This is a genomic window from Salinivibrio sp. ML290, from assembly GCF_001995695.1.
GTDB lineage: Bacteria > Pseudomonadota > Gammaproteobacteria > Enterobacterales > Vibrionaceae > Salinivibrio > Salinivibrio siamensis.
Map to the genome: position 1 here is coordinate 348,895 of NZ_MUEY01000001.1, position 26,196 is coordinate 375,090.

The following is a 26,196-nucleotide window of genomic DNA, read 5'->3' on the forward strand; positions in this document are numbered from 1 at the left end:
TGAAAGGCAAAAATTGGTAATAAAAAAAATTTATTTTGGTTGATCTTAGCGATGATCAGTGATCGTTTTTAACTGATTGAAAAGACAGCAAACCCCACAAAATGTGGGGTGTGACTAGGATCCAAGAATGGCGCTAAGTTGATCAGGCTTGGCGAAAATATGATCTGCTTTCCAATTATGAACTAAGGCTTGATCGCCGGTGTAACCCCATCCTGCGACGGCTGCGCCCATATTCGCCGCGCGCGCCGCTAATATATCGTTTTCAATGTCTCCGACATACAGCCCTTTTTGTGGCACACAATTAAGGCTTTTGGCTGCTTCAAGCAAAGGCATAGGGTGCGGTTTGGCATGAGCATAGGTATCGGCGCCAACGATGACTTTGGCCTTTTGCAGGCGTGGGAAGAAGGCGAGTAACTGATGCGTGAGCCCTTCGGGCTTATTCGTCACAATGCCCCAAGGGATACGTAACTGATCCAGCTTATCGAGCAGGGTGTCTATGCCAGCGTAAAGCTGGGTGCCATGACATATCGCGTCCCCATAGTGATGAAGAAAACGCGCACGTAGGGCAACAGGGTCTTGATATTGTGCTTGTTCGCCAAACCCAGCACTTAACAGGCCGCGCGCACCGAAACTTGTATGGGTATAAATTTGCTCGCGTGTTAAAGGAGGCAAGTCAAACTCGGCGAGGACGCGGTTAGCGGCCTCACCCATGTCGGGGGCGGTGTCAAGCAAGGTGCCATCTAAATCAAAGAGAATGGTCGATGGGATCATGCTGGCGAGCTCCTTATCAGTCGGCTAGGGCGCGACGGTGTGAACGAGATAATTCACATCGACATTGGCGTTGGAAAGTTTGTAGGTATCAAACACCGGGTTGTAATGCAGCCCTGTCATGTCTTTGGCCGTTAGCGGGGTGTTATCAATCATGTTCATCAGCTCTGAGGGGCGAATAAACTTATGGTGCTCATGGGTGCCTTTGGGAACCAATTTAAGCACATGCTCCGCGCCGACGATCGCGAACAGCCAAGATTTGGCATTGCGATTCAGTGTCGAGAAAAAGACATGACCACCGGGTTTTACCATCTGTGCACAGGCTTGAATCACGGAGGCGGGTTCAGGCACGTGTTCGAGCATTTCCATACAAGTGACAACGTCGTATTGCTGCGCATAGCTGCTGGCATGTTCTTCCGCGGTTGATTGGATGTAGTGCACATCGACTCCGGCTTCGAGGGCATGCAGCCGCGCGACGGTGAGAGGCTCTTTTCCCATATCCAGTCCTGTCACTTCCGCTCCTTCCTGAGCCATGCTTTCGGCTAAGATGCCGCCGCCGCATCCGACATCAAGTATTTTTTTGCCGAATAATCCGCCCGCTTTATCCAAGACATAATCGAGGCGTAATGGGTTGATTTGATGCAAAGGTTTAAATTCACCCTCTAAATCCCACCAACGCGAGGCCATATCCTCGAATTTTTGAATTTCTGCCGGATCGACATTGGGTACTTGGCTCATAACTGCAGCTTCCTTATCGGTTTTGCTGCATTATAACGAAATCCAACGCGATAAAAAGAAGCCGTGCTTCTCGCGGGACCGGTGGGTGTCGTGAATAGGGATCGGCGACGCTGAGTGGGAGGTAACATGTAGAGGTAAAGAAATAGCACGACGGCCAGCCACCGCCGTGCAGAAGGGAGCGGCGTTACGCCGCGGTTAAAATGGCGCTGGTCGCTATTATTCCAGCCAAAAGGTATTTGCCTGCGATTAGGCAGGCACCAATCGCGTTAACGATACGAGTGAGCATCATGCCTCCTCTTTAGTATCAAGTTGACCAACGTTAGGTCGGTCTGGCACGTCACTTCTAAGTATGGTTGATATTTCGGCGCCTGCTAAAAAAGTGATCTTGTGCTCAAGTTAAGCTAATTATTCCTTTTTCGCGCTCAGACACCTTGTGGGCTTTCCTAGTAAAAAAACCATAGTTAGCTACGCAAGTGGTGGCTTTTTGTCCGTGTAGACGCGTTCAGAGCGCCTGCTAACGAGATCCGTGATACATCTTAGCCATATTCGCGTGTCTCCAAAGAGGGTTTGTGTTATTCTCCGTGGTCACGTATTTGAATACGCAAACATTATTTGAGGGATGTTGGCTCCATGAGCGATCTTGCTAAAGAGATCACGCCAGTCAATATCGAAGAGGAGCTAAAAAGCTCGTATCTCGACTATGCAATGTCCGTCATTGTTGGCCGAGCTCTTCCTGACGTGCGTGATGGCCTAAAGCCAGTACACCGCCGCGTATTATTCGCGATGAACGTACTTGGCAACGACTGGAACAAGCCATATAAGAAATCGGCCCGTGTGGTCGGCGATGTAATCGGTAAATATCACCCGCATGGTGATAGTGCGGTATACGATACGATTGTGCGCATGGCGCAACCGTTCTCACTGCGCTACATGTTGGTAGATGGCCAAGGTAACTTCGGCTCCATCGACGGTGATTCAGCAGCCGCAATGCGTTATACCGAAGTGCGCATGGCGAAAATTGCCCATGAGCTGCTTGCCGATCTCGATAAAGAAACCGTGGATTATGTGCCGAACTATGATGGTACTGAGCAAATCCCGGACGTATTGCCAACGCGTGTCCCCAACCTGCTGGTTAACGGCGGCTCCGGGATTGCGGTCGGGATGGCAACCAACATCCCACCTCACAACCTTACCGAAGTTGTTAACGGATGTCTGGCGTATATCGATAATGAAGATATCACTATTGATGAGCTGATGGAGCACATTCCAGGCCCAGACTTCCCGACAGCGGCAATGATTAATGGTCGCAAAGGGATCGAAGACGCGTATAAAACAGGGCGCGGAAAAATCTACTTGCGTGCCAAGGCGGATATCGAAACCGACAAAAATGGTAAAGAGACCATTGTTGTCAATGAAATCCCCTATCAAGTCAACAAAGCGCGTTTGATTGAAAAGATTGCCGAGCTGGTTAAAGACAAGAAAATTGATGGCATTTCCGCGCTACGCGATGAGTCTGATAAAGAGGGCATGCGGATTGTTATTGAGTGTCGGCGCGATGCGGTGGCTGAGGTCGTACTGAACAACCTCTACGCGCAAACCCAATTACAGACGTCATTCGGCATTAATATGGTGGCGCTGGATAATAACCAGCCGAAGCTCTTTAACCTAAAAGGGATGCTTGAGTGCTTTGTTAACCACCGCCGTGAAGTGGTCACACGTCGCACGGTCTATGAATTACGCAAAGCCCGTGACCGTGCCCATATCTTGGAAGGCTTGGCGGTCGCACTGGCGAACATCGACGAAGTCATTGAGCTTATTCGTCAAGCCCCTACGCCTGCGGTAGCCAAACAAGAGCTACAAGATCAAGGTTGGGGACTCGGTGGCGTGTCTGCCATGTTGGAAGCTGTGGGTGGCGAAAACGCGCGTCCTGAATGGTTGGCGCCAGAATTTGGTGCCCGTGATGATGGCTCTTACTACCTCACTGAACAACAAGCACAGGCGATTCTGGATTTACGTTTGCACAAGCTCACCGGGCTTGAGCACGAAAAAATCCTGGACGAGTATAAAGGCCTGCTCGAGCAAATTGCGGAGTTGCTGCATATCTTGGCCAGTACCGAGCGCTTGATGGAAGTGATCCGCGAAGAGCTCGAAGCCGTCCGTGATGGTTTTGGCGATAAACGCCTCACCGAAATTACTGCCGCGAGTGCAGACATTGATATTGAAGATCTTATCAATGAAGAAGACGTGGTAGTGACCTGGTCACACGATGGTTACGTTAAGTATCAGGTTCTGAGCGATTATGAAGCGCAGCGCCGTGGCGGTAAGGGGAAATCAGCGACGCGAATGAAGGATGAAGACTTCATTGAGCGACTGCTGGTTGCTAATACCCATGACACAATACTGTGCTTCTCGACGCGCGGGCGCATGTACTGGCTGAAAGTCTATCAGCTGCCGCATGCATCGCGTAATGCGCGCGGTAAGCCAATTGTGAATCTACTCCCGCTGGAAGAAGATGAGCGTATTACCGCGATCCTGCCAGTGCGTGAGTATGAAGAAGACAAATACGTCTTTATGGCCACAGCTCATGGTACCGTGAAGAAAACACCACTGACTGACTTTAGCCGTCCACGTAGCGCCGGGATCATTGCAGTGAACTTGCGTGAGGGCGATAGCCTGATTGGGGCCCAGCTCACTGATGATAGCAGTGAAGTCATGCTGTTCTCGCAATTCGGTAAAGTAGTGCGCTTCCTCGCATCGAATGACACCGTTCGCGCGATGGGTCGTACCGCCGCGGGGGTACGAGGCATTCAATTGGCTGAAAACGATCAGGTCGTCTCTTTGATTGTGCCGCAAGAGAATGCGGAAATCTTGACCGTGACCGAGAACGGCTTTGGTAAGCGTACAGCGTTGGCAGAATACCCAACCAAGAGTCGTGCGACCAAAGGGGTGGTTTCGATCAAAGTCTCTGAGCGTAATGGCGACGTTGTCAGTGCCATCCAAGTCTGTGAAGGCGATGAGCTGATGATGATCACTAATGCGGGGACCTTAGTCCGTACTCGCGCAGAAGAGGTGAGTCAAGTGGGGCGTAACACCCAAGGTGTACGCTTGATTCGCGTCAGTGATGACGAGAAAGTGGTGGGCCTACAGCGCATCGAAGAGCCAGACGAAGATGAGATGGAAGCCTTGGCCAATGAAGCCGGGACAACCACTCAGTCGGACGGCAGCGAGGCATCAGCGCCTACCGATGATGATCAACGCGATGATAACGATCAGTCGCCCGCGTCTGATGATGATCAAAACGCGTAAGTCGTCGCTTAGATAACGTCATAAGGGTGCAGTGAACTGCACCCTTTTTTATTACCTATTGACAGGAGAGCATGGAAAATGTGATCGAATCTGCGTTGGCGCTTTCAAATTGCGCGCGAAACGTGTTAAATCAATCACACACCATTTAAAACAGAGTCAATCCTTGTAGGCCTCCTGGCCACAAGTGATGAATAAGCAGGAGCCCCTCCCCAACATGGATAAGGTATATAATTTCTCCGCAGGCCCCGCGATGTTGCCGCGTGAAGTGATGCTAAAAGCACAAAAAGAATTGATGAATTGGCAAGACCTTGGTACCTCGGTCATGGAAGTGTCGCATCGCAGCAAAGCATTCTTAAACGTTGCTCGTCAGTCAGAGCAAGATTTGCGCGAACTCCTAGTGATTCCTGACAACTACCATATTCTATTTTGCCAAGGGGGCGCGCGTGCACAGTTTGCCGCGGTGCCCATGAATCTCATGGGGAACCACACCATCGCAGACTATGTCGATGGCGGTTACTGGGCAGAAAGTGCGGTCAAAGAGGCCAAGCGCTATTGTACGCCCAACGTTATCAATGTTCGCCGCGAGCGAGAGGGGAAACGTGCAATCTCGCCGGCGAAAGACTGGCTACTAAGTGATGATGCAGCCTATGTCCATTTCTGCCCTAACGAAACCATTGATGGCATTGAAATTAATGATTTGCCTGAGACCAATAAACCCATTGTTGCCGATATGTCGTCGACCATCTTGTCACGTCCGATTGATGTATCTAAATATGGGGTGATCTATGCCGGTGCGCAAAAGAACATTGGCCCTGCAGGGCTGACCCTGGTGATTGTACGTAACGACTTATTGGGACTGGCGCGAGATGTGCTTCCTAGTGTGCTTAATTACAAGGTCTTGGTAGAGAAAGACTCGATGTTCAACACGCCGCCGACCTTTGCCTGGTATCTGGCCGCCGAAGTCTTTAAATGGCTGAAAAAACAAGGCGGGATTGAAGCCGTTTATGCACGCAATCAACAAAAAGCAGCCCTGCTTTACCAAGCTATTGATCAATCGAGCTTATATCGTAATGACATTCACCAAGACAATCGTTCCTTGATGAATGTGCCGTTTCAGTTGGCGAACAGCGACCTGGATGAGACTTTCCTCGCTGAAGCAACGGAACAAGGCTTACATGCGCTGAAAGGCCACCGAGATGTGGGTGGCATGCGAGCCTCTATCTATAACGCCATGCCCCTTGAAGGGGTGCAAGCGTTGGTCGACTTTATGGCCAAGTTCGAGAAAAAATATGGCTAATGACAGACGGTAGCGATGGCTGCGTCTTTTAACGGTGTTAAGTAGAAAACCGTGTGAAAAACGAGCCGCTTCCTTGTTGGAGGCGGCTTTTGCTTTCTCTTCACTGACGGTGATAAAAATAATAATTGTGAGACTGCCGGTATTTTGGTTACTCTGGGGGCACTAAGCATCACGGATATAAACCAGAATGGAGCAACTGACACTTTCCCCGATTTCTTATGTCAACGGCCAGATTAACCTTCCCGGCTCAAAAAGCGTGTCGAATCGCGCATTACTCCTTGCCGCTCTAGCCTCAGGCACCACCCGACTAACCAACTTACTGGATAGTGACGATGTACGTCATATGCTCAATGCGTTTACCGCGTTGGGAGTAGAGTATCAATTGTCCAGCGATCGCACCGAATGTGTGGTACAAGGGTTGGGACAACCGTTTCATCTCGCCGAGCCAACCACGCTGTTTCTCGGCAATGCGGGAACTGCGATGCGCCCTTTGACGGCGGCACTATGCTTGGGAGAGGGTGACGTCACCCTGACGGGTGAGCCACGAATGAAAGAGCGTCCTATTGGCCACCTTGTTGACGCCCTGAATGTGATTGGTGCTGATATCCAGTATCTTGAAACTGAGGGCTATCCGCCACTACGTATCCAAGGCACTGGCCTGGCAGGTGGCGATGTGAGTATCGATGGTAGTATCTCGAGTCAGTTTCTCACCGCACTACTGATGGCCGCGCCGTTTGCTGAGCAAGAGACCCGGATCACCATTAAAGGGGAGCTTGTCTCTAAGCCTTATATTGATATTACCTTGGCAATCATGGCGCAGTTTGGTGTTGAGGTACAAAATGATAACTACCAAGCGTTTGTGATCCCAGCTGGACAGCGTTATCAATCACCAGGTCACTTTATGGTGGAAGGTGATGCCTCATCCGCTTCTTACTTCCTCGCGGCGGCCGCGATTAAGGGCGGTGAAGTCAAAGTGACGGGCATCGGGCGTCATAGTGTGCAAGGTGATATCCAGTTTGCCGACGCACTCGCGGCGATGGGCGCCGAGATTGAGTGGGGAGAGGATTATGTTCTCGCCCGTGGAAAGACGCTTAAAGGCGTCGACATGGACTTTAATCATATTCCTGATGCAGCGATGACCATTGGCGTCGCGGCCTTGTTTGCAGAAGGGCCGACATGGATTCGCAACGTGTACAATTGGCGTGTTAAAGAAACCGATCGCTTATATGCCATGGCTACCGAGCTGAAAAAAGTGGGCGCTGTGGTTGAAGAGGGCGAAGACTATCTATACGTCGAGCCACCAAAGCAGTTACACCACGCGGCCATCGATACCTATGACGATCATCGGATAGCGATGTGCTTCTCGTTGGTCGCATTGAGTGATACGCCCGTCACTATTAATGACCCGGGCTGTACGTCAAAAACCTTCCCTGATTATTTCGAGAAGCTCGCGGCAATCAGCACCACGAAATAACCATGCTGCAACACATTGCTGCTGATATCCACGCAGCAGCAATGATTTCCAGCCGGATTTCTTCTATACTATGCGCCGATTTATCGATGTGCTTGTTGGGCAAACGGTGTGTTTGTCGCGTCACGGTATGGCAGGCGTCAAACCCATTTAACGCCTCAAGCGAAGCGAATCGAGTAAAGTTGACGAACGTGGAGAGATTTATGCCGACACAGGCGCCTGTGATTACAGTAGATGGACCGAGTGGTGCAGGAAAAGGAACCTTATGTATGCGGTTGGCGGAGACACTAGGCTGGCATTTGCTAGACTCTGGTGCCATCTACCGTGTTTTGGCATTAGCGGCGATTCATCATGACGTGGATACCTCATCGGAAGACGCATTGGTACCACTGGCTGCGAACCTAGACGTTCAATTTATCGCCGAAGGTGATCTGGTGAAGGTGATTCTCGAAGGGGAAGACGTATCGGGCACCTTACGCACAGAGCAGGTGGGTAATCAAGCGTCGAAAGTCGCTGCACTCCCGCGCGTTCGCGAGGCATTGTTGCGTCGTCAACGTGCGTTTGTCGGCGAGCCGGGTTTGATTGCTGATGGCCGTGATATGGGTACCGTGGTGTTCCCGCAAGCGGAGGCGAAAATCTTCCTTGATGCTAGCGCAGAAGAACGCGCACGCCGGCGCCAGCACCAGTTGCAAGGCAAGGGGGTTAATGTTACCTTTGACCGCCTTTTAAGCGAAATTCAAGAGCGTGATGATCGTGACCGCAATCGAGCGGTGGCACCGTTGCGCCCCGCGTCAGATGCATTAGTGCTAGACTCAACGTCGTTATCAATCGACGAAGTGATTGCACAAGCACTGGCGTTTATTGAAAGCAAATTATCGGCTGCATAAGCAGTCTATAACCGTTAGCTGCAAGGATGATAGCTAACATATTTAACAACCCCATGCGGTAGGATACCCGTGGACGTTTATCAAATTGAAGATTTAAATATAATGACTGAATCTTTTGCTCAACTCTTTGAAGAGTCTCTAAAAGAAATCGAAACTCGCCCAGGTTCTATTGTTAAGGGTACTGTTGTTGCTATCGAGAACGGTTTCGTTCTGGTTGACGCAGGCCTGAAATCTGAATCGTCTATTCCAGCTGACCAATTCAAGAACGCTGCTGGCGAACTTGAAATTGAAATCGGCGGTGAAGTCGATGTAGCCCTGGACGCAGTGGAAGATGGTTTCGGTGAAACTCAGCTTTCTCGTGAGAAAGCGAAGCGTCACGAAGCTTGGATCCAGCTAGAGAAAGCGTACGAAGAAGCTGAAACCGTTAACGGTGTTATTAACGGTAAAGTGAAAGGTGGTTTCACCGTAGAACTGAACGGCATCCGTGCGTTCCTACCGGGTTCACTGGTTGACGTTCGTCCAGTACGTGATACTTCTCACCTGGAAGGCAAAGAGCTCGAGTTCAAAGTAATCAAGCTTGACCAGAAGCGCAACAACGTTGTGGTTTCTCGTCGTGCGGTTATCGAGTCAGAAAACAGCGTTGAGCGTGACGAGCTGCTAGCTTCTCTGCAAGAAGGCATGGAAGTTAAAGGTATCGTTAAGAACCTGACTGACTACGGTGCGTTCGTTGATCTTGGCGGCGTTGACGGCCTGCTTCACATCACTGACATGGCGTGGAAGCGCGTTAAGCACCCATCAGAAATCGTTAATGTTGGTGACGAAATCAACGTTAAGGTTCTGAAGTTTGACCGTGAGCGTACTCGCGTATCACTCGGCCTGAAACAACTGGGTGAAGATCCATGGGTAGCTATTGCTAACCGCTACCCAGAAGGTCACAAGCTGACTGGTCGCGTAACCAACCTAACTGACTACGGCTGCTTCGTTGAAATCGAAGAAGGCGTTGAAGGTCTGGTACACGTGTCTGAAATGGACTGGACCAACAAGAACATCCACCCATCTAAAGTGGTTAATGTGGGTGACGAAGTTGAAGTCATGGTTCTGGACATCGACGAAGAGCGTCGTCGCATCAGCCTTGGTCTGAAACAGTGTAAAGCCAACCCATGGCAGCAATTCGCTGAAACTCAGAACAAAGGCGACCGTGTTACTGGTAAGATCAAGTCAATCACTGACTTCGGTATCTTCATCGGTCTAGACGGCGGCATCGACGGTCTGGTTCACTTGTCTGACATTTCTTGGAACGTGGCTGGCGAAGAAGCCGTTCGCGAATACAAGAAAGGCGACGAGATCTCAGCAGTGGTTCTTCAGGTTGACGCAGAGCGTGAGCGCATCTCACTTGGCATCAAGCAGATGGAAGAAGACCCATTCAACAACTACCTGGCAGCTAACAAGAAAGGTGCTATCGTTAACGGTACGGTAACGGCTGTTGACGCGAAAGGCGCAACGGTTGAGCTAGCCGACGGTGTTGAAGGTTATCTGCGTGCTTCTGAAGCTGCGCGTGACCGTGTTGAAGACGCGACTCAAGTGCTTTCAGTTGGCGACAGTGTTGAAGCGAAGTTCACCGGTGTTGACCGTAAGAACCGCGTGCTAAACCTGTCTGTTCGTCTGAAAGACGAAGCTGATGAGCAAGAAGCGATGGCTAGCCTGAACAAATCTGATGAAGGCGCTATCGGTAATGCTATGGCCGACGCGTTTAAAGCAGCGAAGAGCGAATAATGTATAAGTTGAGGGGGAAATTTTCCCCCTCTGCATTTATACTGTTGAGAAACATACTAAAGCGGGGTGTCTATGACCAAATCTGAGTTAATTGAAAGGCTCTGTAGTCAGCAAGCCCATCTGTCTGCTAAGCAGGTAGAGGATGCTATCAAGGAAATCCTTGAGCATATGGCGACCACACTTGAAAGCGGTGATCGTATCGAAATCCGTGGTTTTGGTAGTTTCTCACTACATTATCGCGCGCCTCGCGTGGGGCGTAACCCGAAAACAGGGGAAAAAGTTGAGCTTGACGGTAAATACGTCCCTCACTTCAAACCTGGTAAGGAACTTCGTGATCGCGTTAACATCTATGGTTAAGCGATAGACGCTGAAAAAAACGGCATGCTGTAGGTATGCCGTTTTTTTATGTCTATCGATCATAGCTTGCGTGGCGAATTTCCTGCATAATCATACCTTCTGTGTAAGATCTTGTACCCACAACTAAAACCTTGTCGCTTGCCATCATGCGAGTGGATAGTACGGGCCAAGGGTGCATTAGTAACGTTTTGTTGTATCAAGCAAACGTTCACAGTGACAAGTGCCTCGCATCTTGTCGTTCTGCCATAATTGAAGAGGCACTAGGCCTTTCGCAATGAGGGAATACTTGTGAAAATACTCGGCATTCTGTTTCTGGTGTTATGTTTTCTGATCACCTTGGCGCTGGGAGCGCAAAACCAAGATGTGGTCAACTTTAACTACTTAATCGCCCAAGGTGAGTTTCGTCTCTCTGTTATCTTGGGTATTGTCTTTGTCATTGGCTTTGGCATCGGCTGGTTAGTCTGCGGTGCGTTATACCTAAAAGCGAGAGTGACCGCTCGAGGGCTGCGTAAACAGGTGGAAAAGCAACGCAAAGAACTTGATAAATTGCGTACGGACCCGCTAAAGGAACAATAATTCATGCTAGAGCTGTTGTTTCTGTTGCTCCCAATTGCCGCCGGTTATGGCTGGTACATGGGTAACAGGAATGCTCGTCATCGACGGCAAGAACAGTCACATCACTTGTCTCGCCAGTATGTGGCGGGGCTGAATCTGCTGCTGTCTGAACAGTCTGATAAAGCGGTTGATCTGTTTATTGAGCTTTTACAGGTCGACAATGAGACCATTGACACCCACCTTGCCCTAGGCAACCTGTTTCGCTCTCGGGGCGAAGTCGATCGCGCCATTCGCATCCACCAAAACCTGATTGCTCGCCCTAATCTGACGCTTGATCAACGTAACCTTGCCATGCAACAACTGGCCAAAGATTACATGGTCGCCGGGTTTTTTGATCGCGCAGAGAAGATATTTTCTGAGCTGGTGGATGAGCCAGATTATCAAGAGTTTGCCCTTCAGCAGTTGTTAGCCATCTTTCAGCAAACCCGAGAGTGGGAAAACGCGATTGATACCGCGAGCAAACTGGTCAAGATGGGCAAACAAAAATTACGTAAAGACATCGCTCATTTTCATTGCGAACTGGCGATGCAACAGCTCGCCGATGGCGACGAACATAAAGCACGACAATGGCTACGTCGCGCCTTGTCGTATGATAAAAGTTGCGTGCGCGCTAGCTTGAAGTTGGCCAAGCTTGATATTGAGCACCAAGATTATAAAGGCGCCATCAAGCAGCTAGAGAATATCCTTGAGCAGGATGCGGACTTTGTCAGTGAGGCGTTACCACTGTTGGCGGAGAGCTATCGCGCGCTAGGGCGTGAAATGCATCTGGTTCGGTTTTTAAAAGAATGCATTGAAAAGAATGCTGGGGTGAGCGCGGAGTTGATGCTATCAGAAGTGATCGGTAACAACGAAAATATCGCGATGGCGCAAAGCTTTCTCACCCGCCAGCTTACTCGCAATCCGACCATGCGCGGCTTTCACAAGTTAATGGAATACCATGTTGAGCAAGCGGAAGAGGGACGCGCAAAAACCAGTCTGAACACGCTAAAAGACTTGGTGGCGGAACAGATGAAAGTGAAGCCGCATTATCGTTGTCGAAAATGTGGTTTCTCGACCCACTCGCTCTACTGGCAATGTCCTTCTTGCAAAAGCTGGGGGGCAATCAAGCCAATTCGAGGGCTTGATGGTGAATAATGGCGATGCGCAAGCATCGCCGTTTTTTTATCTATCGTGGCGGTATACCTGCTGAGATGAATCGTAAACAAGGAACTAGGAGACAACATGCACGACCCAAAAGTCATTGTGGCACTTGATTATGCGAATATGAACCACGCCTTGGCCTTTGCCGAGAAGATAGAACCAGGTTCATGTCGCTTAAAAGTGGGCAAGGAAATGTTCACCTTATTTGGGCCGGCATTGATTAAGCAGCTGCATGCGGGTGGGCACGAGGTATTTCTCGACCTTAAATTTCACGATATCCCGAACACGTGTGCACGAGCGGTCGCGGCAGCGGCAGAGCTGGGTGTTTGGATGGTCAACGTCCACGCCGCTGGCGGGGAACGCATGATGGTTGCTGCACGTGAAGCCTTAGTGCCTTATGGGGGCAACCGCCCTTGGCTGATTGGTGTGACCGTGTTAACCAGCATGACGGCGGTGGATTTGGCAGACAGTGGTATTCAGATATCGCCACAGGCGCAAGTGCAGCGCCTTGCGGGTCTGACGCAGCAGGCAGGCCTTGATGGTGTTGTTTGCTCCGCGCAGGAAGCGAGCCTGCTCAAGACACAGTGTGGGGACGCCTTTAAATTAGTCACGCCAGGTATACGCCCAGCTGGGAGCGACAAGGGTGACCAACGCCGAGTGATGACGCCCGAGCAAGCGGTACAAGCCGGCTCTGACTATCTCGTCATAGGTCGCCCTGTCACGCAAGCGGCGGACCCCGCTGCTGTGCTTGCGTCAATTAACCAATCGTTGAATGACCAAAGTGCCGAGTGACTGGCGTTGCGAGTAACTTAAGCGCCTAACACTAGCGTTTGCTAGCAATCGTGGTTGCCAATAATCGCGGTTGTCAATAATCGCCGTTGCTAATGACTGAGCTCGCCAATGTTTCAAGCTAAGCGCTTGACGAGGTAGAGAGCGGCAGGGGACGCGTTAACAGAGCGGCCATGGATCGCGCCGCTCGTGTTCGCCACTATGGGCGGGCGCTGACTGATTTGCGCGACCGCCTATCCAATACCGGTGCGGTAAAATGACTGTCAATCAGCCTTTGTGTCAAGCTGTGTTGCGGATTGGCAAAAATGTCAGCGGTATTACCCGATTCCACCACGTCGCCTTTTTGCATCACCATCAGCTTGTCGGTGACATGTTTGATCACCCCCATATGCTGCGACACATACACGTAAGACAAGCCCATCTCATCTTGAAGCTCAAGCAGTAAGTTAATGATTTGCGAGCGCATGGACATGTCGAGACCATTTAACGCCTCGTCGGCGACAATGACACTCGGTTGCAAAATTAAGGCTCTGGCGAGTGATACCCGCTGTTTTTGGCCGGTTGCCAGCATCTGCGGATAAAAATAAGCATGCTCCGGCAGCAAGCCGACCCGCAAGAGGGTGTTCTTAATGCGTTTACCTCGCTCTTGCGGGGTCATATTGGTGTTTCGCCGCAAGGGACCTTCTAAGATTTGGCCGATTTGGTTGCGTGGGTTGAGCGACGTGTTCGGGTCTTGGAAGATCATCCGAATCAATTTGCAGCGGGTTTGGTAATCTTTGTAACGCAGCGTCTCACCATTGACCCGGATTTCGCCTGCCGTTGGCTCGATAACGCCAGCAATCATGCGTGCTAGGGTTGATTTTCCTGAGCCATTCTCGCCCACAAAGGCAATGGTTTCCCCGACATCCAAAGAAAAAGAGACCGGCTTCACCGCGTGGGTGACACGCTTTCTCAACCACCCTGTGCGGTGGTGATAATCTTTGGTGAGCCCATCAATTTCAAGAAGAGCGGCCATGCTTGTTCTCCATGTTGAGCGGGAAATGACAGGCAAATTTATGGTTTTTCACTTTTTGCGTATGGGGCGTTTCGACACATTTACGCTGTGCGTATGGGCAACGCGGCCCCAGTCGACAACCGATGGGCAGATGCTGCAGTGGTGGTATTGAGCCAGGCAAGGTTTCGAGCTTGCTCTTGTGGGGAATGTCGCGGCTAAAATCAGGCATCGTCCGTAATAAAGCATCCGTGTAAGGATGGTGCGGCGTGGTTAAAATTTGCTCGCGGTTACCGGACTCTACCGACTGGCCACAATACATCACGGTGATCCTATCGGCCCAACGCGTCACCAAGGTGAGATCATGACTAATCAGCAAGATTGTCGTGTTAGATAACTGATTGGTGCGACTCAGTAAACGGAATATCTGCGCCTGAGTAATGGGATCCAAATCGTTGGTCGGCTCATCCGCAATCAATAGGCGAGGGCGGTTAGCAATCGCCATCGCAATCATCACCTTTTGACACTCGCCATCGGTAAGCTCATACGGATAGCTTTCCATCACCCGCTTGTGATCCTTGATGCCCACTTTATGCAGCAAGGCGATAGAATGCTGCTTGCGCCAATTTAAGCGTTGCCACCAACTGCCGGAAAATGACGCGGGTGGAATGGCCTCTTCAAGCTGATGACCCACTACCTCGGATGGGTCAAGACACGTAGAAGGCTCTTGGAAGATCATCGCAATGTCTTTGCCGACCACATGGCGACGTTCGCGCGCGGGCAGTTCTAATAGGTCGATATTACCCAAGCGCAATCGGTCGGCGGTTACATGCCATTGATCCTTCGTGACGCCGCAAATAGCTTTGGCCACCAAGCTTTTGCCTGAGCCGGATTCCCCCACCAAACCACGAATCTCACCGTCATTGATGGTCAAACTCATACGGTCGACGGCTTTCACCATACCTTGTGGGGTTTCTATCTCTATGGTCAGGTGTCGAATATCAAGTAACGGCATTATTCAGTTCCTGCATTGATGGCTTGGCTGATCCCCTCACCAACTAGGTTAACAACCAACACACTGAACGCAATCGCCATTCCAGGCAGAGTGACAGTCCAAGGCGCCGTGAAAATCAGCTCGACAGAATCCCCTAACATGGCGCCCCATTCTGGCGCCGGCGGCTGTGCTCCAAGGCCTAGAAAGCCGAGTGCGGCCACATCAAGAATCGCCACCGAAATAGCGCGGGTAATTTCGGTACTCAGTACTGTGACGATATTGGGCAGAATCGAATGATAAAGCAGATAAAAATCATTGGCACCGTCCAAGCGCGCGGCAATGATATAGTCTTTCCCTATCTCATCGTGTACGGCCGTATACACCGCGCGGATAATCCGTGGAATGAGTGACAGCCAGATAGCGAGCAATACTTGGGTTTCGCCCACCCCTAAAAAGGCGACCACGATAATGGCCAACAGTAACGAAGGAATAGAGAGAATACTATCTAGGATATGATTCAACACGCTCGATTTGAGCCCCTTGGTCATCCCGGCTAGCACGCCAATCGCGACCCCGACAAGTGACGCGGCCAATGCGGTCATCAGTGCATAACCAAAGGTGAGCCGAGAGCCGGCAATCAGGCGCGAGAGCATATCGCGGCTAAGATCATCGGTCCCTAAAAAGTACTCAATTTGCCCTGACTGCACCCAAGAGGGCGCCATCAGTAAATGACCGGTTTGATGCTGCGGGCTCCACGGGGCGAGTAGAGGGGCAAATAAGGTGACAAGGATGAGCCCAACCAGGCACCAAAAGCCAATCACCGCAAGCTTGTTGCGACGAAATGCATTCCAGGTGCGCTCAAATTGGGTAGGGATATGCTGTTCAACGTAAACACTATTTGAGGGCATACCATTTTTTCCTTACCAGCGGATTCATAAAAGCCCCTAATACATCCGAGATGATATTAATCAGTAACACAAACCCACCAATGACCAAGACGCCGCCTTGTACTGACACATAATCTTTAGCGATGAGCGTATCGAGCAGCCAGCGCCCAATCCCAGGCCAGTTGAATACTGACTCAACGATGATGACAAAGGTCACCATGGTGGAAACCAGTAGGCCAAAATTAGGGATGATCGGTGGAATGGCGTTTTTCATCCCATGGCGAAGCACGATTTCCGTTTTTGATAGTCCCTTGGTCGCTGCCGCTTTGATGTAGTTCTGGCGCATCACATAAGCCATGGAGTCGCGCACCATCTTGATGATCTCTGTGGTAGGGACCACCGCAAGGGTCAAGGTGGGAAGTGCGAGGTGACGGACAATATCAGAGGCGACCTTGCCTTGTAGCGGTAAGTCTGACAGCCATAAATCCACCAGCGCGAAACCGGAAATATGCGGGATCTCATACAAAAGGTTATAGCGCCCTGATACCGGAAACCACTGCAAGTCGAGTGAGAAAACCATGATAAAAAGGATAGCTAACCAAAATGTAGGGATGGAGAACACCACCAGGGCAAATGAAGAAATAACTTTATCTGCTGGCCCTTGGCTACGAATGCCAGCCAGCGTGCCCAAGGGCACGCCCACAATCAAGCTGATAAAGAGCGCGGCAAAGCATAGTTCTAAGGTAGCCGGCGCGACGTGTGCCAGGGTATCAACAACCGGCGACCCACTGGCGGCCAAGCCAAGGTTTCCATCGAGCAACTGTCGAATGTAGTAAATCCAGCCTATCCAGTAATCAAATTGGTGCCACTGTGAATCGGGCGCCAGCAACATAATGTTGTAGGCGACCAAGGTGAGGATCACTAGCGTGATTAAGAACAGGTTGAAGCGTCGTAACGTATAAATCAGCATGAGTTAGTGCTCCCGCGACACATCGGCGAAACTATCCGCGCCAAAGGGCGTCATCGTGAGCCCCGTCAGGCTAGCATCACGCACTTGATGTTGAATACCGTGGGCGAGCGGAATAACGGGCATGCGACGGTCGAGAATCGTCTGAGCGGCCTGATACAACGCCTTGCGCTTGGCTATCTTGTCCGTGGCGATCGCCTGATTCAGTGTTTGGTCAAAAAAGCGGTTACACCAATTAGAAATGTTCCAACCGGTAAACTTCGCGTTGCAGGTGAGCAAGGGACGTAAAAACGTATCGGGATCGCCGTTGTCGGCTACCCATCCGGTTAATACCATATCGTGGCTATCATCACCTTGGCGAATGGACGTGCGATTAACCGTTTTTTCCGGAATAATATTGACGTCGATGCCAATTTCACCCAAGTCCGCTTGGATTAGTTCTGCGGTTTTACGTGGGCTGGGATTAAACGCGGTCGGTTTTAGCGGCACGGTTAAATCGACACTAAAGCCATGGCGATAGCCTGCTTTGGCAAGGAGTGCTGCGGCCAGTTTGGGGTCGTGCTGAGTTTTTCGGTTTGGATCGTAAGCCCATGACATAGGCGGAAGCAAGCTGGTGGCGGGCGCGCCCGTGCCATAATAGACCGAACTGAGCAGGGCTCCCCGGTCAATCGCAAGATTAATCGCTTGACGCACTTCCACTTCCGAAAGCGCAGGATGACGGGTGTTGAGGGCGATAAAAGCCACATTCATGCCCGTTTGCGACGACAAACTGAAGCGTTCATCACCGACAACCACGGGAAGCTGACTCGCAACCGGAGAGGCGAGCACATCACACTCGCCCGTCAGCATTTTCGCAAGCGTCCCTGTGCCGCGCGTGGAAACATCAAACACCACCTGCTCCATCGGCGCAGGGCCTTGCCAATACTGCCAATGGCGGCGTAGTCGAATAAACTCTCGCGGTTGATACTCAGCTAGCGCGAACGGGCCGGTACCAACCGGATAGGTATCGAGCTTCTCTGGCGTACCCGCTTCCAGTAATTGGTTAGCATACTCTTTTGAAAGGATCACCGAAAAGTTGGTGGCCAACGTGGAGAGAAAAGAGACATCGGGCCGAGAGAGTGTAAATTGGACGCGGTAGGTATCGAGCGCTTTAACTTGGGTCACCAAGCCGCCAAAGTTCATGCTATCAAACCACGGGTACTGACCACCGGAAATGCGATGAAAAGGATGGCGTGGATTAATAAGGCGACGAAAGGAAAACACGACATCGTCTGCGTTGAGGTAGCGTGAGGGGGTGAATTTGACACTGCGATGAAATGCCACGCCACGGCGCAGAGAGAAGGTGTAGGTTTTACCGTCATCACTCACCTGCCAGCTTTTCGCCAGCATCGCCTCGGGTTGGTACGTCTCGGGGTTGAGTCGCAGCAGACGGTCATAAAGCTGACTCGACAAGGTATCAGCCGTGAGGCCGCCATCGGTCAACTGAGGGTTGAAGGTGTTAGGCTGGCCAGGGCCGCAAAACACAAAGCCACGATTGTCGGCCGCACGTTGATCGCTGGCAGCGTCACAACCTGCAAGGAGCAGACCACTCACACCCAGGATCAAATACTGGAAAAAAACGCGCATAAACCAAGTAAAATCAGCTATCAAAGTAAACCCCGTAATCTACCACTGAAACGGCTTTACCACCAAGCAAAGTAGGGGCTATCTGATGTTTCTTTGCGTGCGGAGTGTACCTATGCACGTACACGTTGCGTCAGTCGGTTTGCCCCACATGATGTTTTCGCAGCAATCCCCTGAATTGATGGTAGCTCAGGCCGAGTAACTGCGCGGCCTTTCTCTGATGATAGTTGGCTTGTGACAGGGCCGCTGTGACCAAATCGTGTTCTTGCGTGGTTTGCCACTGGCGAAGGTCTAGGGGCAATGACGGCAATGCCTCTCTCTCAATGGGCACAGGTGCCTCGGCATCCGCTGTGCGCCAAGGTGGTGAAAAAGGGTCTAAACATATCGTGTCGATGGGTGTACTAGGATCATTGTGGCGAGAGAGGGCGCGCTCAACCGCATTTTTTAACTCGCGCACATTACCTGGCCAGGTGTGAGCGAGAAGTTGAGATTGAGCCTGTGCCGAAAAGCCAGCAAACAGCGAATAGCCAAGCTCCACGGCCATTTTCATCGCGAAGTGCTCAGCTAACAACAAAATATCTTGCTGACGCTCACGAAGTGGCGGGAGATGAACGACATCGAACGCCAGCCGGTCAAGCAAATCGGGACGAAAAGCGTTTTGTTTGGCAAGGGCGGGTAAATCTTCATTCGTTGCACAGACAAGACGCACATCGGCACGCAGAGGAGATGTGCCGCCAACACGCTCGTATTCGCCATATTCAATCACGCGTAGCAGCTTTTCCTGCACACCTAATGGCGCGGTCGCTATCTCGTCTAAAAACAAGGTACCGCTTTCTGCTCGCTCAAAGCGCCCCGCATGCCGGCCTTTGGCGCTGGTAAAGGCACCGGCTTCATGCCCGAATAACTCTGAGTCGATCAACCCTTCGCTGAGCGCCGCACAGTTTAAGCTCACTAGTGGTTGTGACCAACGGGCGGAGAGATAATGAAGACGCTGTGCAATCAACTCTTTCCCCGTGCCGCGCTCACCCATAATCAGAACAGGACGGTTAAGCGGTGCCAGTTGGCTGACATGATCCAACACGGCGAGAAAACGGTCCGATTCACCCAGTAAATTGTCTTGTTCACGCATGGCGATTTTTACCAAATAGTGGTTTTCTTCATCATGGCCTTTTTCTCAATTTAACGCAATCTGTTTTAACCTATTGAAAATAAACACCTTAAAAGTTGGCATGGGATTTGAATTCTATTGAGTGTGTCAGAGCCGAGTACCACGGGTTAACGCGCCACTGGCCTTAACTCTAGGGCTCATCAACGAGGAAGCGTATTAAGGAGTCTATGATGGGAATTTTTTCGCGTTTTGCTGATATTGTGAATGCTAACGTCAACGCATTGTTAGACAAGGCAGAAGATCCACAAAAAATGATCCGTTTGATCATTCAAGAAATGGAGGACACCCTCGTTGAGGTGCGTACCTCGTCGGCAAAAGCGCTAGCCGATAAAAAAGAAGTGGCGCGCAAAATTGAAAACATCGAGCGTCAGATCCAAGAGTGGCAGGACAAAGCCTCACTCGCATTGCAAAAAGATCGTGAAGACCTGGCTCGCGCCGCATTGATTGAGAAGCAAAAAGCGCATGATGTTAAAGTCGCGCTGGACGAAGAGCTGACGCTGATTAATGAAAGCGTAGAGAAGCTTGCCGGCGAAATTGCGGCATTAGAAACCAAGTTAAGCGAGACACGCGCGCGTCAGCAGTCATTGACGATTCGTCGTGAAACAGCAGGCAATCGCCGTGATGTGCGCCGTCACCTCGGCAGTGGGCGTGCCGATGAGGCAATGGCGAAATTTGAACAATATGAGCGCCGTATTGACGAACTAGAAGCGGAAGCAGACAGTTATCAAATGGGCAAAGGAAAAGGCCTAGAAGACGAGTTCGCTGACTTACAAGCGCAAGACGAGATTGAAAAAGAGCTGGCGTCTTTGAAAGCTAAAATGAAAGACAATCAATCGTAACGATACCTCAAGGAGCGGACATGTCATCATTATTTCTTGGTTTCCCACTGGCGATTTTCTTGCTGTTTGTCGCCCCATTGTGGTTATTTCTGCATTACCGCAGTAAGCGACAAGTGGCGCAAGGCTTGAGTGGGCAAGATTACGAAACACTGCAACAATTGGCTCAGCGTGCCGAAAAGCTGCAGGCACGGGTGGATAACCTAGAGCGTCTACTGGATGCAGAAGCCCCTCACTGGAGGCAACGCGCATGAGTAATACCTTGTACAGAGATCCAGAAAATGGCCGCATCGCAGGGGTGTGCGCCGGGCTTGCCAATCACTTTGGCATGGAAACCTGGTTAGTGCGCATCCTGACTGTCTCGGCATTTTTACTCGGTTTTGGGTTCTTTGTGGTGGTCGCTTATATCGCGGCGGTACTGATCCTGGATAAAAAGCCGTCAGAGGTGAGTCAAGAGCCGAGTGCCGCGCAGCAAGACCATCAAGTGAAGCAAAAACCTTGGCAATCAGGGAAGTCTGCCAGCCAATTGATCGCGGATCTCGACCGCGAGTTTAGTCACATGGAAGACAAGGTGACGCACATGGAAGCGTATGTAACCTCATCGACCTTTAACGTCGACCAAGCCTTCAAAAAACTCTAACCTCGCTGCCCTGTTTGGGCAGCTTGGCCAACTAGGAGCCATATCAACCTATGCCATCAGTGAAAAGGCGCGTGAAGCAGTGGGTGAGCCGTGGGGCTGACCGTCATGTTCGCCTCGCGGTGACCGGTCTTTCTCGTGCGGGTAAAACCGCCTTTATTACCTCTCTTATCAATCAATTGACGCATTTGGGCACAGAGCCTAACTTACCGCTGATGTCACTGGTGCAACAGGGGCGTGGGCTGGGCGCACGTCGTGAACCCCACCCGCATATGCACCTGCCAGCCTTTGACTACGACAGTGCTATGCAAGCGCTTCATCAAACTCCGCCAGTATGGCCGTCGCCGACACGTGATGTCAGTGAAGTGCGCCTTGCGGTGCGCTATCGACCGCAGTCGGCTGCCCTGAGAGCGATCAACGAAATGGCCACGCTATACGTGGATATTGTCGATTATCCCGGGGAGTGGCTGCTCGATTTACCCTTGTTAAGCCAAACCTACTCGCAATGGTCGGCCAAACAAGCTGGGCTACTCACCGGCCGTCGGGGCGAGCTGGCCTCCACTTGGACAACTAAGGCAGCGGCTCTTGACCCGTTTGCCCCTGCTGATGAAAAAAGGCTGGCGGAAATTGCTGAAGACTACACGGCGTTTTTACACCAATGCAAAGCACATGATGGCTTGCACTGGGTCCAGCCTGGTCGATTTGTGCTGCCAGGTGAATTAGCGGGCGCGCCCGTGGTGCAATTCTTCCCTTGGGTTGGTAGCCAAAATGAACACGACCTAGCCAAAGCCGGGAAAGACTCGAATTACGGGGTGCTAAAAGCGCGCTACGACTATTATTGCGAGCACGTGGTCGCCAAGTTCTACCGCGAGCATTTTGCCAAAATAGACCGGCAAGTGATCCTGGTGGATACGTTGCAGCCCCTGAATGCAGGGCCGGCGGCATTTCACGATATGCGTCTTGCCGTTGAGCAGCTGATGCAAAGTTTTAAATATGGCAAGTCAGGGCTGATGAAACGGCTGTTTTCACCACGGATTGACAAGGTATTGTTTGCGGCCACTAAAGCTGATCATGTGACGCCCGTTCAACACCCAAATATGGTGAGCTTATTACAACAAATCGTTCATCAGGCGTGGCAGCAAGCCGCGTTTGAGGGCATTGATATGCGTTGTCAAAGTGTGGCCGCGATTGAAGCCACCACACCAGGCTATGTCACGGTAAAAGGCGATAGCCAGAGTGCGCTAAAAGGTGTGCTTGCAGACAACTCGCCAGTCACCCTGTATCCCGGCGATGTGCCAGCGCAGCTACCTGATGAAACATTCTGGCAAGCGCAAGGATTTGACTTTCCCTCTTTCCGTCCTCAGCAAGCCCCACTGGATGCGCCGTTACCGCACATTCGTATGGATAAGGCACTGGATTACTTGCTGGGTGATAAATTTCGATAAGCGAGGGCGCTATGACGCACTACAAGCCAAAACAAACCTTTGCACAAAATGTGGACGTAGAACGTGACACGGAAAGCCAATTACAACAAGGAACCCAATTCGAATCGGAAACCGATTTTACCCCTGTCTCGAGTGAAGAGTGGGATGCGGATCTTGATGCGACCTTAAGGCCTTCGCCACGTAAACGTCGCCGCGTGTGGCCATTTTTGCTATTGGTGACTGTGCTGCTCGCCGTGTGGCAATCGGCGGACAGCGTCTATCAAAGCTGGCTCGAACGAGATTGGTTGAGTCTGGGTTGGCAGGGTCTGCTAGTCGCGGTTGCCACAACCGGACTGGTGATGCTGGGCAAAGAATGGCGGGCGATGCGTCGTTTGGTTCAGCGTGAAGCCGTGCGGGAGCAAGCGGAACAGCTGCTAAGCAGTGATGCGGTCGGGCAAGGAGAGCGGTTTTGTCAGCAATTGGCTGAGCAAACCGGGCAGACCCAAACGGCAGCCTTTGCCAACTGGCAGCAGCAACTGGCGGCCACACATAACGACAGTGAAATTCTGAGTCTCTATGAGCAGCAAGTACTGAGTGCGCAAGATAAAGCGGCGCGTGACCTGGTAACCAAGCACGCGCAAGAGGCGGCACTCATGGTAGCGGTGAGCCCGTTGGCGGCGGCAGACATGTTGTTGGTTGCTTGGCGTAATTTTCATTTGATGACGCGTATCGCGCAGATCTACGGGATCCAACTGGGCGTTAAAGCACGTTTTCGCCTACTGAAAATGGTGCTCACTAACATGGCGCTAGCGGGTGCCAGTGAGGCGATGACCGATGTGGGCTTTGATGTGTTGTCCGTCAATATCGCTGGCCGAGTATCAGGCCGGGTGGCGCAGGGGCTCGGCATTGGCCTGCTCACCGCGCGGTTGGGGCTTAAAACCATGACACTCATGCGGCCACTGCCTTGGCATGGTCAAGCCGCGCCTAGCCTGTCACAACTTCGCCGTGAGTTGGTAAAGCGGCTAGTGGGGAAGCGTCAACAAGACGCGTCATAGTCCACGCCGGTAAGGTGGCTGGTAGGTAGACTTACCAGCCACATTGGTATTCATTGAATAATCAGTGAGTTAATTGCGTGTTCTCTGTGCTACAAACGTGACGGCGTAAGGCAAAAATCGCATCAGGGCTTGACTGTTCCCCCCAACCCGCTCAAACTCCGCTTCAGTGTCAACTTATCCTGACAGCTAATGCAGCGCATGCAGCCGCGACGATGAATGCTTCAGTAACCCGTTGAAGCGGGCATAGTTTTAGGGTACTCATCGCAAAAAGGCTTGCTGCCAGTATTGGGTATCACTGTCAAGTTACAGGAATCCATTATGAGACTGAAAGTCTGTTGTGAAGATAGGATCGGGCTTACCCGCGAACTCCTCGATATTCTGGTGCGCCGCGACATCGACCTGCGTGGTATTGAAATTGACCAGGTCGGGATCATATACCTCAACTGTCCGGAAATTGAATTCGACGCCTTTAGCCAGTTGATGTCAGAAATTCGACTCATTTCTGGGGTCACCGACGTACGCAAAGTACAATTCTTACCGGCTGAGCGTGAACATAAAGAGTTGCGAGCGTTAGTTGAAAGCCTGACCGATCCTGTGGTGTCGATTAACCTCGATGGCTACATTGATATGGCCAACAAGGCGGCGCAAGACTTGATTGGCTCGAGTGAACACCAGCTTATCGATGAACATGCAAACAGCGTGTTTCCTGACTTTCAGTTTGCCCATTGGCTGGAAAAAGAAGAAGCCAGCCAAAGCTGTCGTATGGTGGTAATGGCTGGGCTCGACTTCCTCATGGAAGTGATGCCAGTGCACATCAATGACGAAAGTGAGCAGCCTGTATTGGTGAGTGCGGTGGTGCAGCTCAAGCAGGTGGCGATGAATAACACCTCGCAAACTGTGTTCCGTACCCCGAGCGATCACGGGTTTGATCATCTTGTGGGTCAGTCAAACAAGTTTAAGCAGCTTATTAGCCAAGCGAAAAAGCTGGCGATGTTGGATGCACCTCTCTTAGTACAAGGCGAAACGGGCACAGGTAAAGAAATGATAGCGCGTGCCTGCCACCGTCACTCCTTGCGCGCAGACAAACCTTTCCTACTCGTTAACTGCGTCTCTATGCCGGATAACGCCGCTGAAACCGAATTGTTTGGTATGGCGGCCGCCGAAGAAGGCGGTAGCGCCAAAAAAGGCATCTTAGAGCAAGCGGATGGCGGCACGGTATTCTTGTACGAAGTCGGCGAAATGAGCCGCCACCTGCAAGTGAAGCTATTGCGCTTTATGCAAGATGGTACCTTCCGCCGCGTGGGGGAAGAACGCGAGATGCAGGTGGATGTAAGAGTGATCTGTTCAACACAGAAAAACTTGCCTGAGCTGGTGGCAGCTCATCAGTTCCGTGAAGATCTCTTCTATCGTCTCAATGTGTTATCGCTCACTGTCCCACCACTTAGAGAGCGAACGGCCGACGTGATGCCGCTTGCAGAACTGTTCGTCAAACAATTTGCTGCCGATTTAGGGCAATCCAAGCCGCGCATCGATGAGGCGTTGGCGGACTATCTTACCCACTACGCGTGGCCCGGGAATATCCGCCAGTTACGCAATGTGTTGCTTCATGCGATGACCCAAATTGACGCAGAAGTGATGACGATTGATGACGTCCAACTGCCAGAAATTGAAAACACTCAGTTTATGAGTGAAGAGTCGATGGATGGCTCGTTAGATGAAATCATGAAGCGTTACGAGTCGGGGATTTTGCATAACCTGTATCGAAGCTACCCTTCAACGCGCAAGCTGGCTAAACGGTTGGATGTCTCGCACACCGCGATTGCCAATAAACTGCGCGACTATGGGATTGGTAAAAAGTAAGCCGATGCCGGAAGCCAGCATGTATCAGACGTCAGTGAGCCACTTCCCGCGTTTGTCCGTTGATGAGCTACGCATAGATGCCATCAGTCACGAGGACGTGACCCGGGTGGTGCAATACTTTCAGCGCAACCGTGATTTTCTCGCCCCTTGGGAGCCTGAGCGTGCGGCGGGCTTTTATACTGAACAGGGATGGAAGCGGCGCGTGCTGCAGTTGATGGAGTTACAAAAGCATCAGCTGGCTTATTATTTTTTGATCGCCAAGCAAGATTCGCCTCACGTGTTAGGGGTGATTTCTTATACCAGTGTGATGCAATACCCATCTTATTCGTGCACCGTGGGCTACTCGTTAGATGAAGCGGCACAAGGACAAGGAATCATGCGTCGAGCGCTCGCCGCGACCAATCAGTGGCTATTCGATAACGTCCATATCCATCGTGTGTGTGCTTCCTACATGCCGTGTAACCAGCGTAGTGCCAAGGTGCTAGAGGCAGTGGGGTTTGAATATGAAGGCCGAGCGCGTGATTACTTGTTGATTAATGGCCGATGGGAAGATCATATTCTAATGGCGCACATCAATCCGCACTGGCGACCTAAACCGGCCTGACCCGCGACC

At 51.3% G+C, this 26,196-nt stretch carries 24 protein-coding genes; 16 read left to right on the forward strand and 8 right to left on the reverse strand.

The window, feature by feature from the left end; genetic code table 11:
• Positions 1 to 114: 114 nt before the first annotated feature.
• Positions 115 to 771: a phosphoglycolate phosphatase gene (gene gph / locus BZG23_RS01690; protein ID WP_077605949.1), complete on the reverse strand. Its 657-nt coding sequence runs from the start codon at positions 769 to 771 to the stop codon at positions 115 to 117.
• A 24-nt stretch (positions 772 to 795) separates the two neighbouring features.
• Entirely contained in the window at positions 796 to 1,506 is a 711-nt protein-coding gene (ubiG, locus tag BZG23_RS01695) for a bifunctional 2-polyprenyl-6-hydroxyphenol methylase/3-demethylubiquinol 3-O-methyltransferase UbiG (protein ID WP_077605950.1), read from the reverse strand.
• Between the two features lie 630 nt (positions 1,507 to 2,136).
• On the opposite strand from ubiG, the gene gyrA reads away from it, so the two are divergent.
• The 9 genes from gyrA to pyrF all read left to right on the forward strand — a co-directional run bounded on the left by gyrA (position 2,137) and on the right by pyrF (position 13,144).
• Complete coding sequence (gene gyrA / locus BZG23_RS01700) at positions 2,137 to 4,812, forward strand: DNA topoisomerase (ATP-hydrolyzing) subunit A (protein ID WP_077605951.1); 2,676 nt, start codon at positions 2,137 to 2,139, stop codon at positions 4,810 to 4,812.
• A 214-nt stretch (positions 4,813 to 5,026) separates the two neighbouring features.
• Positions 5,027 to 6,109, forward strand: a complete 1,083-nt coding sequence (gene serC / locus BZG23_RS01705) for a 3-phosphoserine/phosphohydroxythreonine transaminase (protein ID WP_077605952.1) — start codon at positions 5,027 to 5,029, stop codon at positions 6,107 to 6,109.
• Between the two features lie 187 nt (positions 6,110 to 6,296).
• The gene (gene aroA / locus BZG23_RS01710) at positions 6,297 to 7,583 is read left to right on the forward strand and encodes a 3-phosphoshikimate 1-carboxyvinyltransferase (protein ID WP_077605953.1); all 1,287 of its coding nucleotides are present in this window, start codon (positions 6,297 to 6,299) and stop codon (positions 7,581 to 7,583) included.
• Between the two features lie 200 nt (positions 7,584 to 7,783).
• Positions 7,784 to 8,467 carry a (d)CMP kinase gene (gene cmk, locus BZG23_RS01715; protein WP_046073495.1) on the forward strand — a complete coding sequence of 228 codons (684 nt, stop codon included), beginning with the start codon at positions 7,784 to 7,786 and terminating at the stop codon, positions 8,465 to 8,467.
• Between the two features lie 102 nt (positions 8,468 to 8,569).
• Positions 8,570 to 10,240 carry a 30S ribosomal protein S1 gene (rpsA, locus tag BZG23_RS01720; protein ID WP_046073837.1) on the forward strand — a complete coding sequence of 557 codons (1,671 nt, stop codon included), beginning with the start codon at positions 8,570 to 8,572 and terminating at the stop codon, positions 10,238 to 10,240.
• 72 nt (positions 10,241 to 10,312) lie between these two features.
• Positions 10,313 to 10,597 (forward strand): integration host factor subunit beta, encoded by a 285-nt coding sequence (gene ihfB, locus BZG23_RS01725; protein WP_046073494.1) that lies wholly within the window; start codon positions 10,313 to 10,315, stop codon positions 10,595 to 10,597.
• Between the two features lie 288 nt (positions 10,598 to 10,885).
• Positions 10,886 to 11,173 carry a LapA family protein gene (locus tag BZG23_RS01730; RefSeq protein WP_046073493.1) on the forward strand — a complete coding sequence of 96 codons (288 nt, stop codon included), beginning with the start codon at positions 10,886 to 10,888 and terminating at the stop codon, positions 11,171 to 11,173.
• 3 nt (positions 11,174 to 11,176) lie between these two features.
• Positions 11,177 to 12,346: a lipopolysaccharide assembly protein LapB gene (gene lapB / locus BZG23_RS01735; RefSeq protein WP_046073492.1), complete on the forward strand. Its 1,170-nt coding sequence runs from the start codon at positions 11,177 to 11,179 to the stop codon at positions 12,344 to 12,346.
• Positions 12,347 to 12,433: 87 nt separating this feature from the next.
• Positions 12,434 to 13,144 carry an orotidine-5'-phosphate decarboxylase gene (gene pyrF, locus BZG23_RS01740; protein WP_077605954.1) on the forward strand — a complete coding sequence of 237 codons (711 nt, stop codon included), beginning with the start codon at positions 12,434 to 12,436 and terminating at the stop codon, positions 13,142 to 13,144.
• Positions 13,145 to 13,340: 196 nt separating this feature from the next.
• On the opposite strand, the gene BZG23_RS01745 is transcribed toward pyrF, so the two are convergent.
• The 6 genes from BZG23_RS01745 to pspF form a co-directional block, all read right to left on the reverse strand.
• Positions 13,341 to 14,156 (reverse strand): peptide ABC transporter ATP-binding protein, encoded by an 816-nt coding sequence (locus BZG23_RS01745; RefSeq protein ID WP_046073490.1) that lies wholly within the window; start codon positions 14,154 to 14,156, stop codon positions 13,341 to 13,343.
• A complete protein-coding gene (locus BZG23_RS01750; protein WP_046073489.1) occupies positions 14,140 to 15,147 on the reverse strand; it encodes a peptide ABC transporter ATP-binding protein in 1,008 nt (335 codons plus the stop codon). The genes BZG23_RS01745 and BZG23_RS01750 overlap by 17 nt, the downstream gene beginning before the upstream one ends.
• Positions 15,147 to 16,034 carry a putrescine export ABC transporter permease SapC gene (gene sapC / locus BZG23_RS01755; RefSeq protein ID WP_077605955.1) on the reverse strand — a complete coding sequence of 296 codons (888 nt, stop codon included), beginning with the start codon at positions 16,032 to 16,034 and terminating at the stop codon, positions 15,147 to 15,149. The genes BZG23_RS01750 and sapC overlap by 1 nt, the downstream gene beginning before the upstream one ends.
• Positions 16,021 to 16,983 (reverse strand): ABC transporter permease, encoded by a 963-nt coding sequence (locus BZG23_RS01760; protein WP_046073487.1) that lies wholly within the window; start codon positions 16,981 to 16,983, stop codon positions 16,021 to 16,023. Before BZG23_RS01760 ends, sapC begins: the two co-directional genes overlap by 14 nt.
• Positions 16,984 to 16,986: 3 nt before the next feature.
• Positions 16,987 to 18,606 carry an ABC transporter substrate-binding protein SapA gene (gene sapA / locus BZG23_RS01765; RefSeq protein WP_046073486.1) on the reverse strand — a complete coding sequence of 540 codons (1,620 nt, stop codon included), beginning with the start codon at positions 18,604 to 18,606 and terminating at the stop codon, positions 16,987 to 16,989.
• Between the two features lie 130 nt (positions 18,607 to 18,736).
• The gene (gene pspF, locus BZG23_RS01770; RefSeq protein ID WP_077605956.1) at positions 18,737 to 19,732 is read right to left on the reverse strand and encodes a phage shock protein operon transcriptional activator; all 996 of its coding nucleotides are present in this window, start codon (positions 19,730 to 19,732) and stop codon (positions 18,737 to 18,739) included.
• A gap of 209 nt (positions 19,733 to 19,941) precedes the next feature.
• Between pspF and pspA the strand changes: the two genes are divergently transcribed.
• From pspA to BZG23_RS01805, 7 genes are all read left to right on the forward strand, one after another.
• The gene (gene pspA, locus BZG23_RS01775) at positions 19,942 to 20,610 is read left to right on the forward strand and encodes a phage shock protein PspA (protein WP_046073484.1); all 669 of its coding nucleotides are present in this window, start codon (positions 19,942 to 19,944) and stop codon (positions 20,608 to 20,610) included.
• A gap of 20 nt (positions 20,611 to 20,630) precedes the next feature.
• Positions 20,631 to 20,861 (forward strand): envelope stress response membrane protein PspB, encoded by a 231-nt coding sequence (gene pspB / locus BZG23_RS01780; protein ID WP_046073483.1) that lies wholly within the window; start codon positions 20,631 to 20,633, stop codon positions 20,859 to 20,861.
• Positions 20,858 to 21,247 (forward strand): envelope stress response membrane protein PspC, encoded by a 390-nt coding sequence (pspC, locus tag BZG23_RS01785; protein WP_077579243.1) that lies wholly within the window; start codon positions 20,858 to 20,860, stop codon positions 21,245 to 21,247. The genes pspB and pspC overlap by 4 nt, the downstream gene beginning before the upstream one ends.
• A 50-nt stretch (positions 21,248 to 21,297) precedes the next feature.
• Entirely contained in the window at positions 21,298 to 22,689 is a 1,392-nt protein-coding gene (locus BZG23_RS01790) for a YcjX family protein (RefSeq protein ID WP_077605957.1), read from the forward strand.
• 11 nt (positions 22,690 to 22,700) lie between these two features.
• Positions 22,701 to 23,723, forward strand: coding sequence for a YcjF family protein (locus BZG23_RS01795; protein ID WP_077605958.1), 1,023 nt, complete (start codon positions 22,701 to 22,703; stop codon positions 23,721 to 23,723).
• Positions 23,724 to 24,041: 318 nt separating this feature from the next.
• Positions 24,042 to 25,583, forward strand: a complete 1,542-nt coding sequence (tyrR, locus tag BZG23_RS01800; RefSeq protein ID WP_046073479.1) for a transcriptional regulator TyrR — start codon at positions 24,042 to 24,044, stop codon at positions 25,581 to 25,583.
• The gene (locus tag BZG23_RS01805; RefSeq protein WP_227486489.1) at positions 25,564 to 26,187 is read left to right on the forward strand and encodes a GNAT family N-acetyltransferase; all 624 of its coding nucleotides are present in this window, start codon (positions 25,564 to 25,566) and stop codon (positions 26,185 to 26,187) included. Before tyrR ends, BZG23_RS01805 begins: the two co-directional genes overlap by 20 nt.
• Positions 26,188 to 26,196: the final 9 nt, after the last annotated feature.

What these genes read in the sequence shown, in the direction of transcription:
- gph (WP_077605949.1), bottom strand. Translation starts at nt 771, where the DNA reads ATGATCCCATCGACCATTCTCTTTGATTTAGATGGCACCTTGCTTGAC.
- ubiG (WP_077605950.1), bottom strand. Translation starts at nt 1,506, where the DNA reads ATGAGCCAAGTACCCAATGTCGATCCGGCAGAAATTCAAAAATTCGAG.
- gyrA (WP_077605951.1), top strand. Translation starts at nt 2,137, where the DNA reads ATGAGCGATCTTGCTAAAGAGATCACGCCAGTCAATATCGAAGAGGAG.
- serC (WP_077605952.1), top strand. Translation starts at nt 5,027, where the DNA reads ATGGATAAGGTATATAATTTCTCCGCAGGCCCCGCGATGTTGCCGCGT.
- aroA (WP_077605953.1), top strand. Translation starts at nt 6,297, where the DNA reads ATGGAGCAACTGACACTTTCCCCGATTTCTTATGTCAACGGCCAGATT.
- cmk (WP_046073495.1), top strand. Translation starts at nt 7,784, where the DNA reads ATGCCGACACAGGCGCCTGTGATTACAGTAGATGGACCGAGTGGTGCA.
- rpsA (WP_046073837.1), top strand. Translation starts at nt 8,570, where the DNA reads ATGACTGAATCTTTTGCTCAACTCTTTGAAGAGTCTCTAAAAGAAATC.
- ihfB (WP_046073494.1), top strand. Translation starts at nt 10,313, where the DNA reads ATGACCAAATCTGAGTTAATTGAAAGGCTCTGTAGTCAGCAAGCCCAT.
- lapB (WP_046073492.1), top strand. Translation starts at nt 11,177, where the DNA reads ATGCTAGAGCTGTTGTTTCTGTTGCTCCCAATTGCCGCCGGTTATGGC.
- pyrF (WP_077605954.1), top strand. Translation starts at nt 12,434, where the DNA reads ATGCACGACCCAAAAGTCATTGTGGCACTTGATTATGCGAATATGAAC.
- BZG23_RS01745 (WP_046073490.1), bottom strand. Translation starts at nt 14,156, where the DNA reads ATGGCCGCTCTTCTTGAAATTGATGGGCTCACCAAAGATTATCACCAC.
- BZG23_RS01750 (WP_046073489.1), bottom strand. Translation starts at nt 15,147, where the DNA reads ATGCCGTTACTTGATATTCGACACCTGACCATAGAGATAGAAACCCCA.
- sapC (WP_077605955.1), bottom strand. Translation starts at nt 16,034, where the DNA reads ATGCCCTCAAATAGTGTTTACGTTGAACAGCATATCCCTACCCAATTT.
- BZG23_RS01760 (WP_046073487.1), bottom strand. Translation starts at nt 16,983, where the DNA reads ATGCTGATTTATACGTTACGACGCTTCAACCTGTTCTTAATCACGCTA.
- sapA (WP_046073486.1), bottom strand. Translation starts at nt 18,606, where the DNA reads ATGCGCGTTTTTTTCCAGTATTTGATCCTGGGTGTGAGTGGTCTGCTC.
- pspF (WP_077605956.1), bottom strand. Translation starts at nt 19,732, where the DNA reads ATGCGTGAACAAGACAATTTACTGGGTGAATCGGACCGTTTTCTCGCC.
- pspA (WP_046073484.1), top strand. Translation starts at nt 19,942, where the DNA reads ATGGGAATTTTTTCGCGTTTTGCTGATATTGTGAATGCTAACGTCAAC.
- pspB (WP_046073483.1), top strand. Translation starts at nt 20,631, where the DNA reads ATGTCATCATTATTTCTTGGTTTCCCACTGGCGATTTTCTTGCTGTTT.
- pspC (WP_077579243.1), top strand. Translation starts at nt 20,858, where the DNA reads ATGAGTAATACCTTGTACAGAGATCCAGAAAATGGCCGCATCGCAGGG.
- BZG23_RS01790 (WP_077605957.1), top strand. Translation starts at nt 21,298, where the DNA reads ATGCCATCAGTGAAAAGGCGCGTGAAGCAGTGGGTGAGCCGTGGGGCT.
- BZG23_RS01795 (WP_077605958.1), top strand. Translation starts at nt 22,701, where the DNA reads ATGACGCACTACAAGCCAAAACAAACCTTTGCACAAAATGTGGACGTA.
- tyrR (WP_046073479.1), top strand. Translation starts at nt 24,042, where the DNA reads ATGAGACTGAAAGTCTGTTGTGAAGATAGGATCGGGCTTACCCGCGAA.
- BZG23_RS01805 (WP_227486489.1), top strand. Translation starts at nt 25,564, where the DNA reads ATGGGATTGGTAAAAAGTAAGCCGATGCCGGAAGCCAGCATGTATCAG.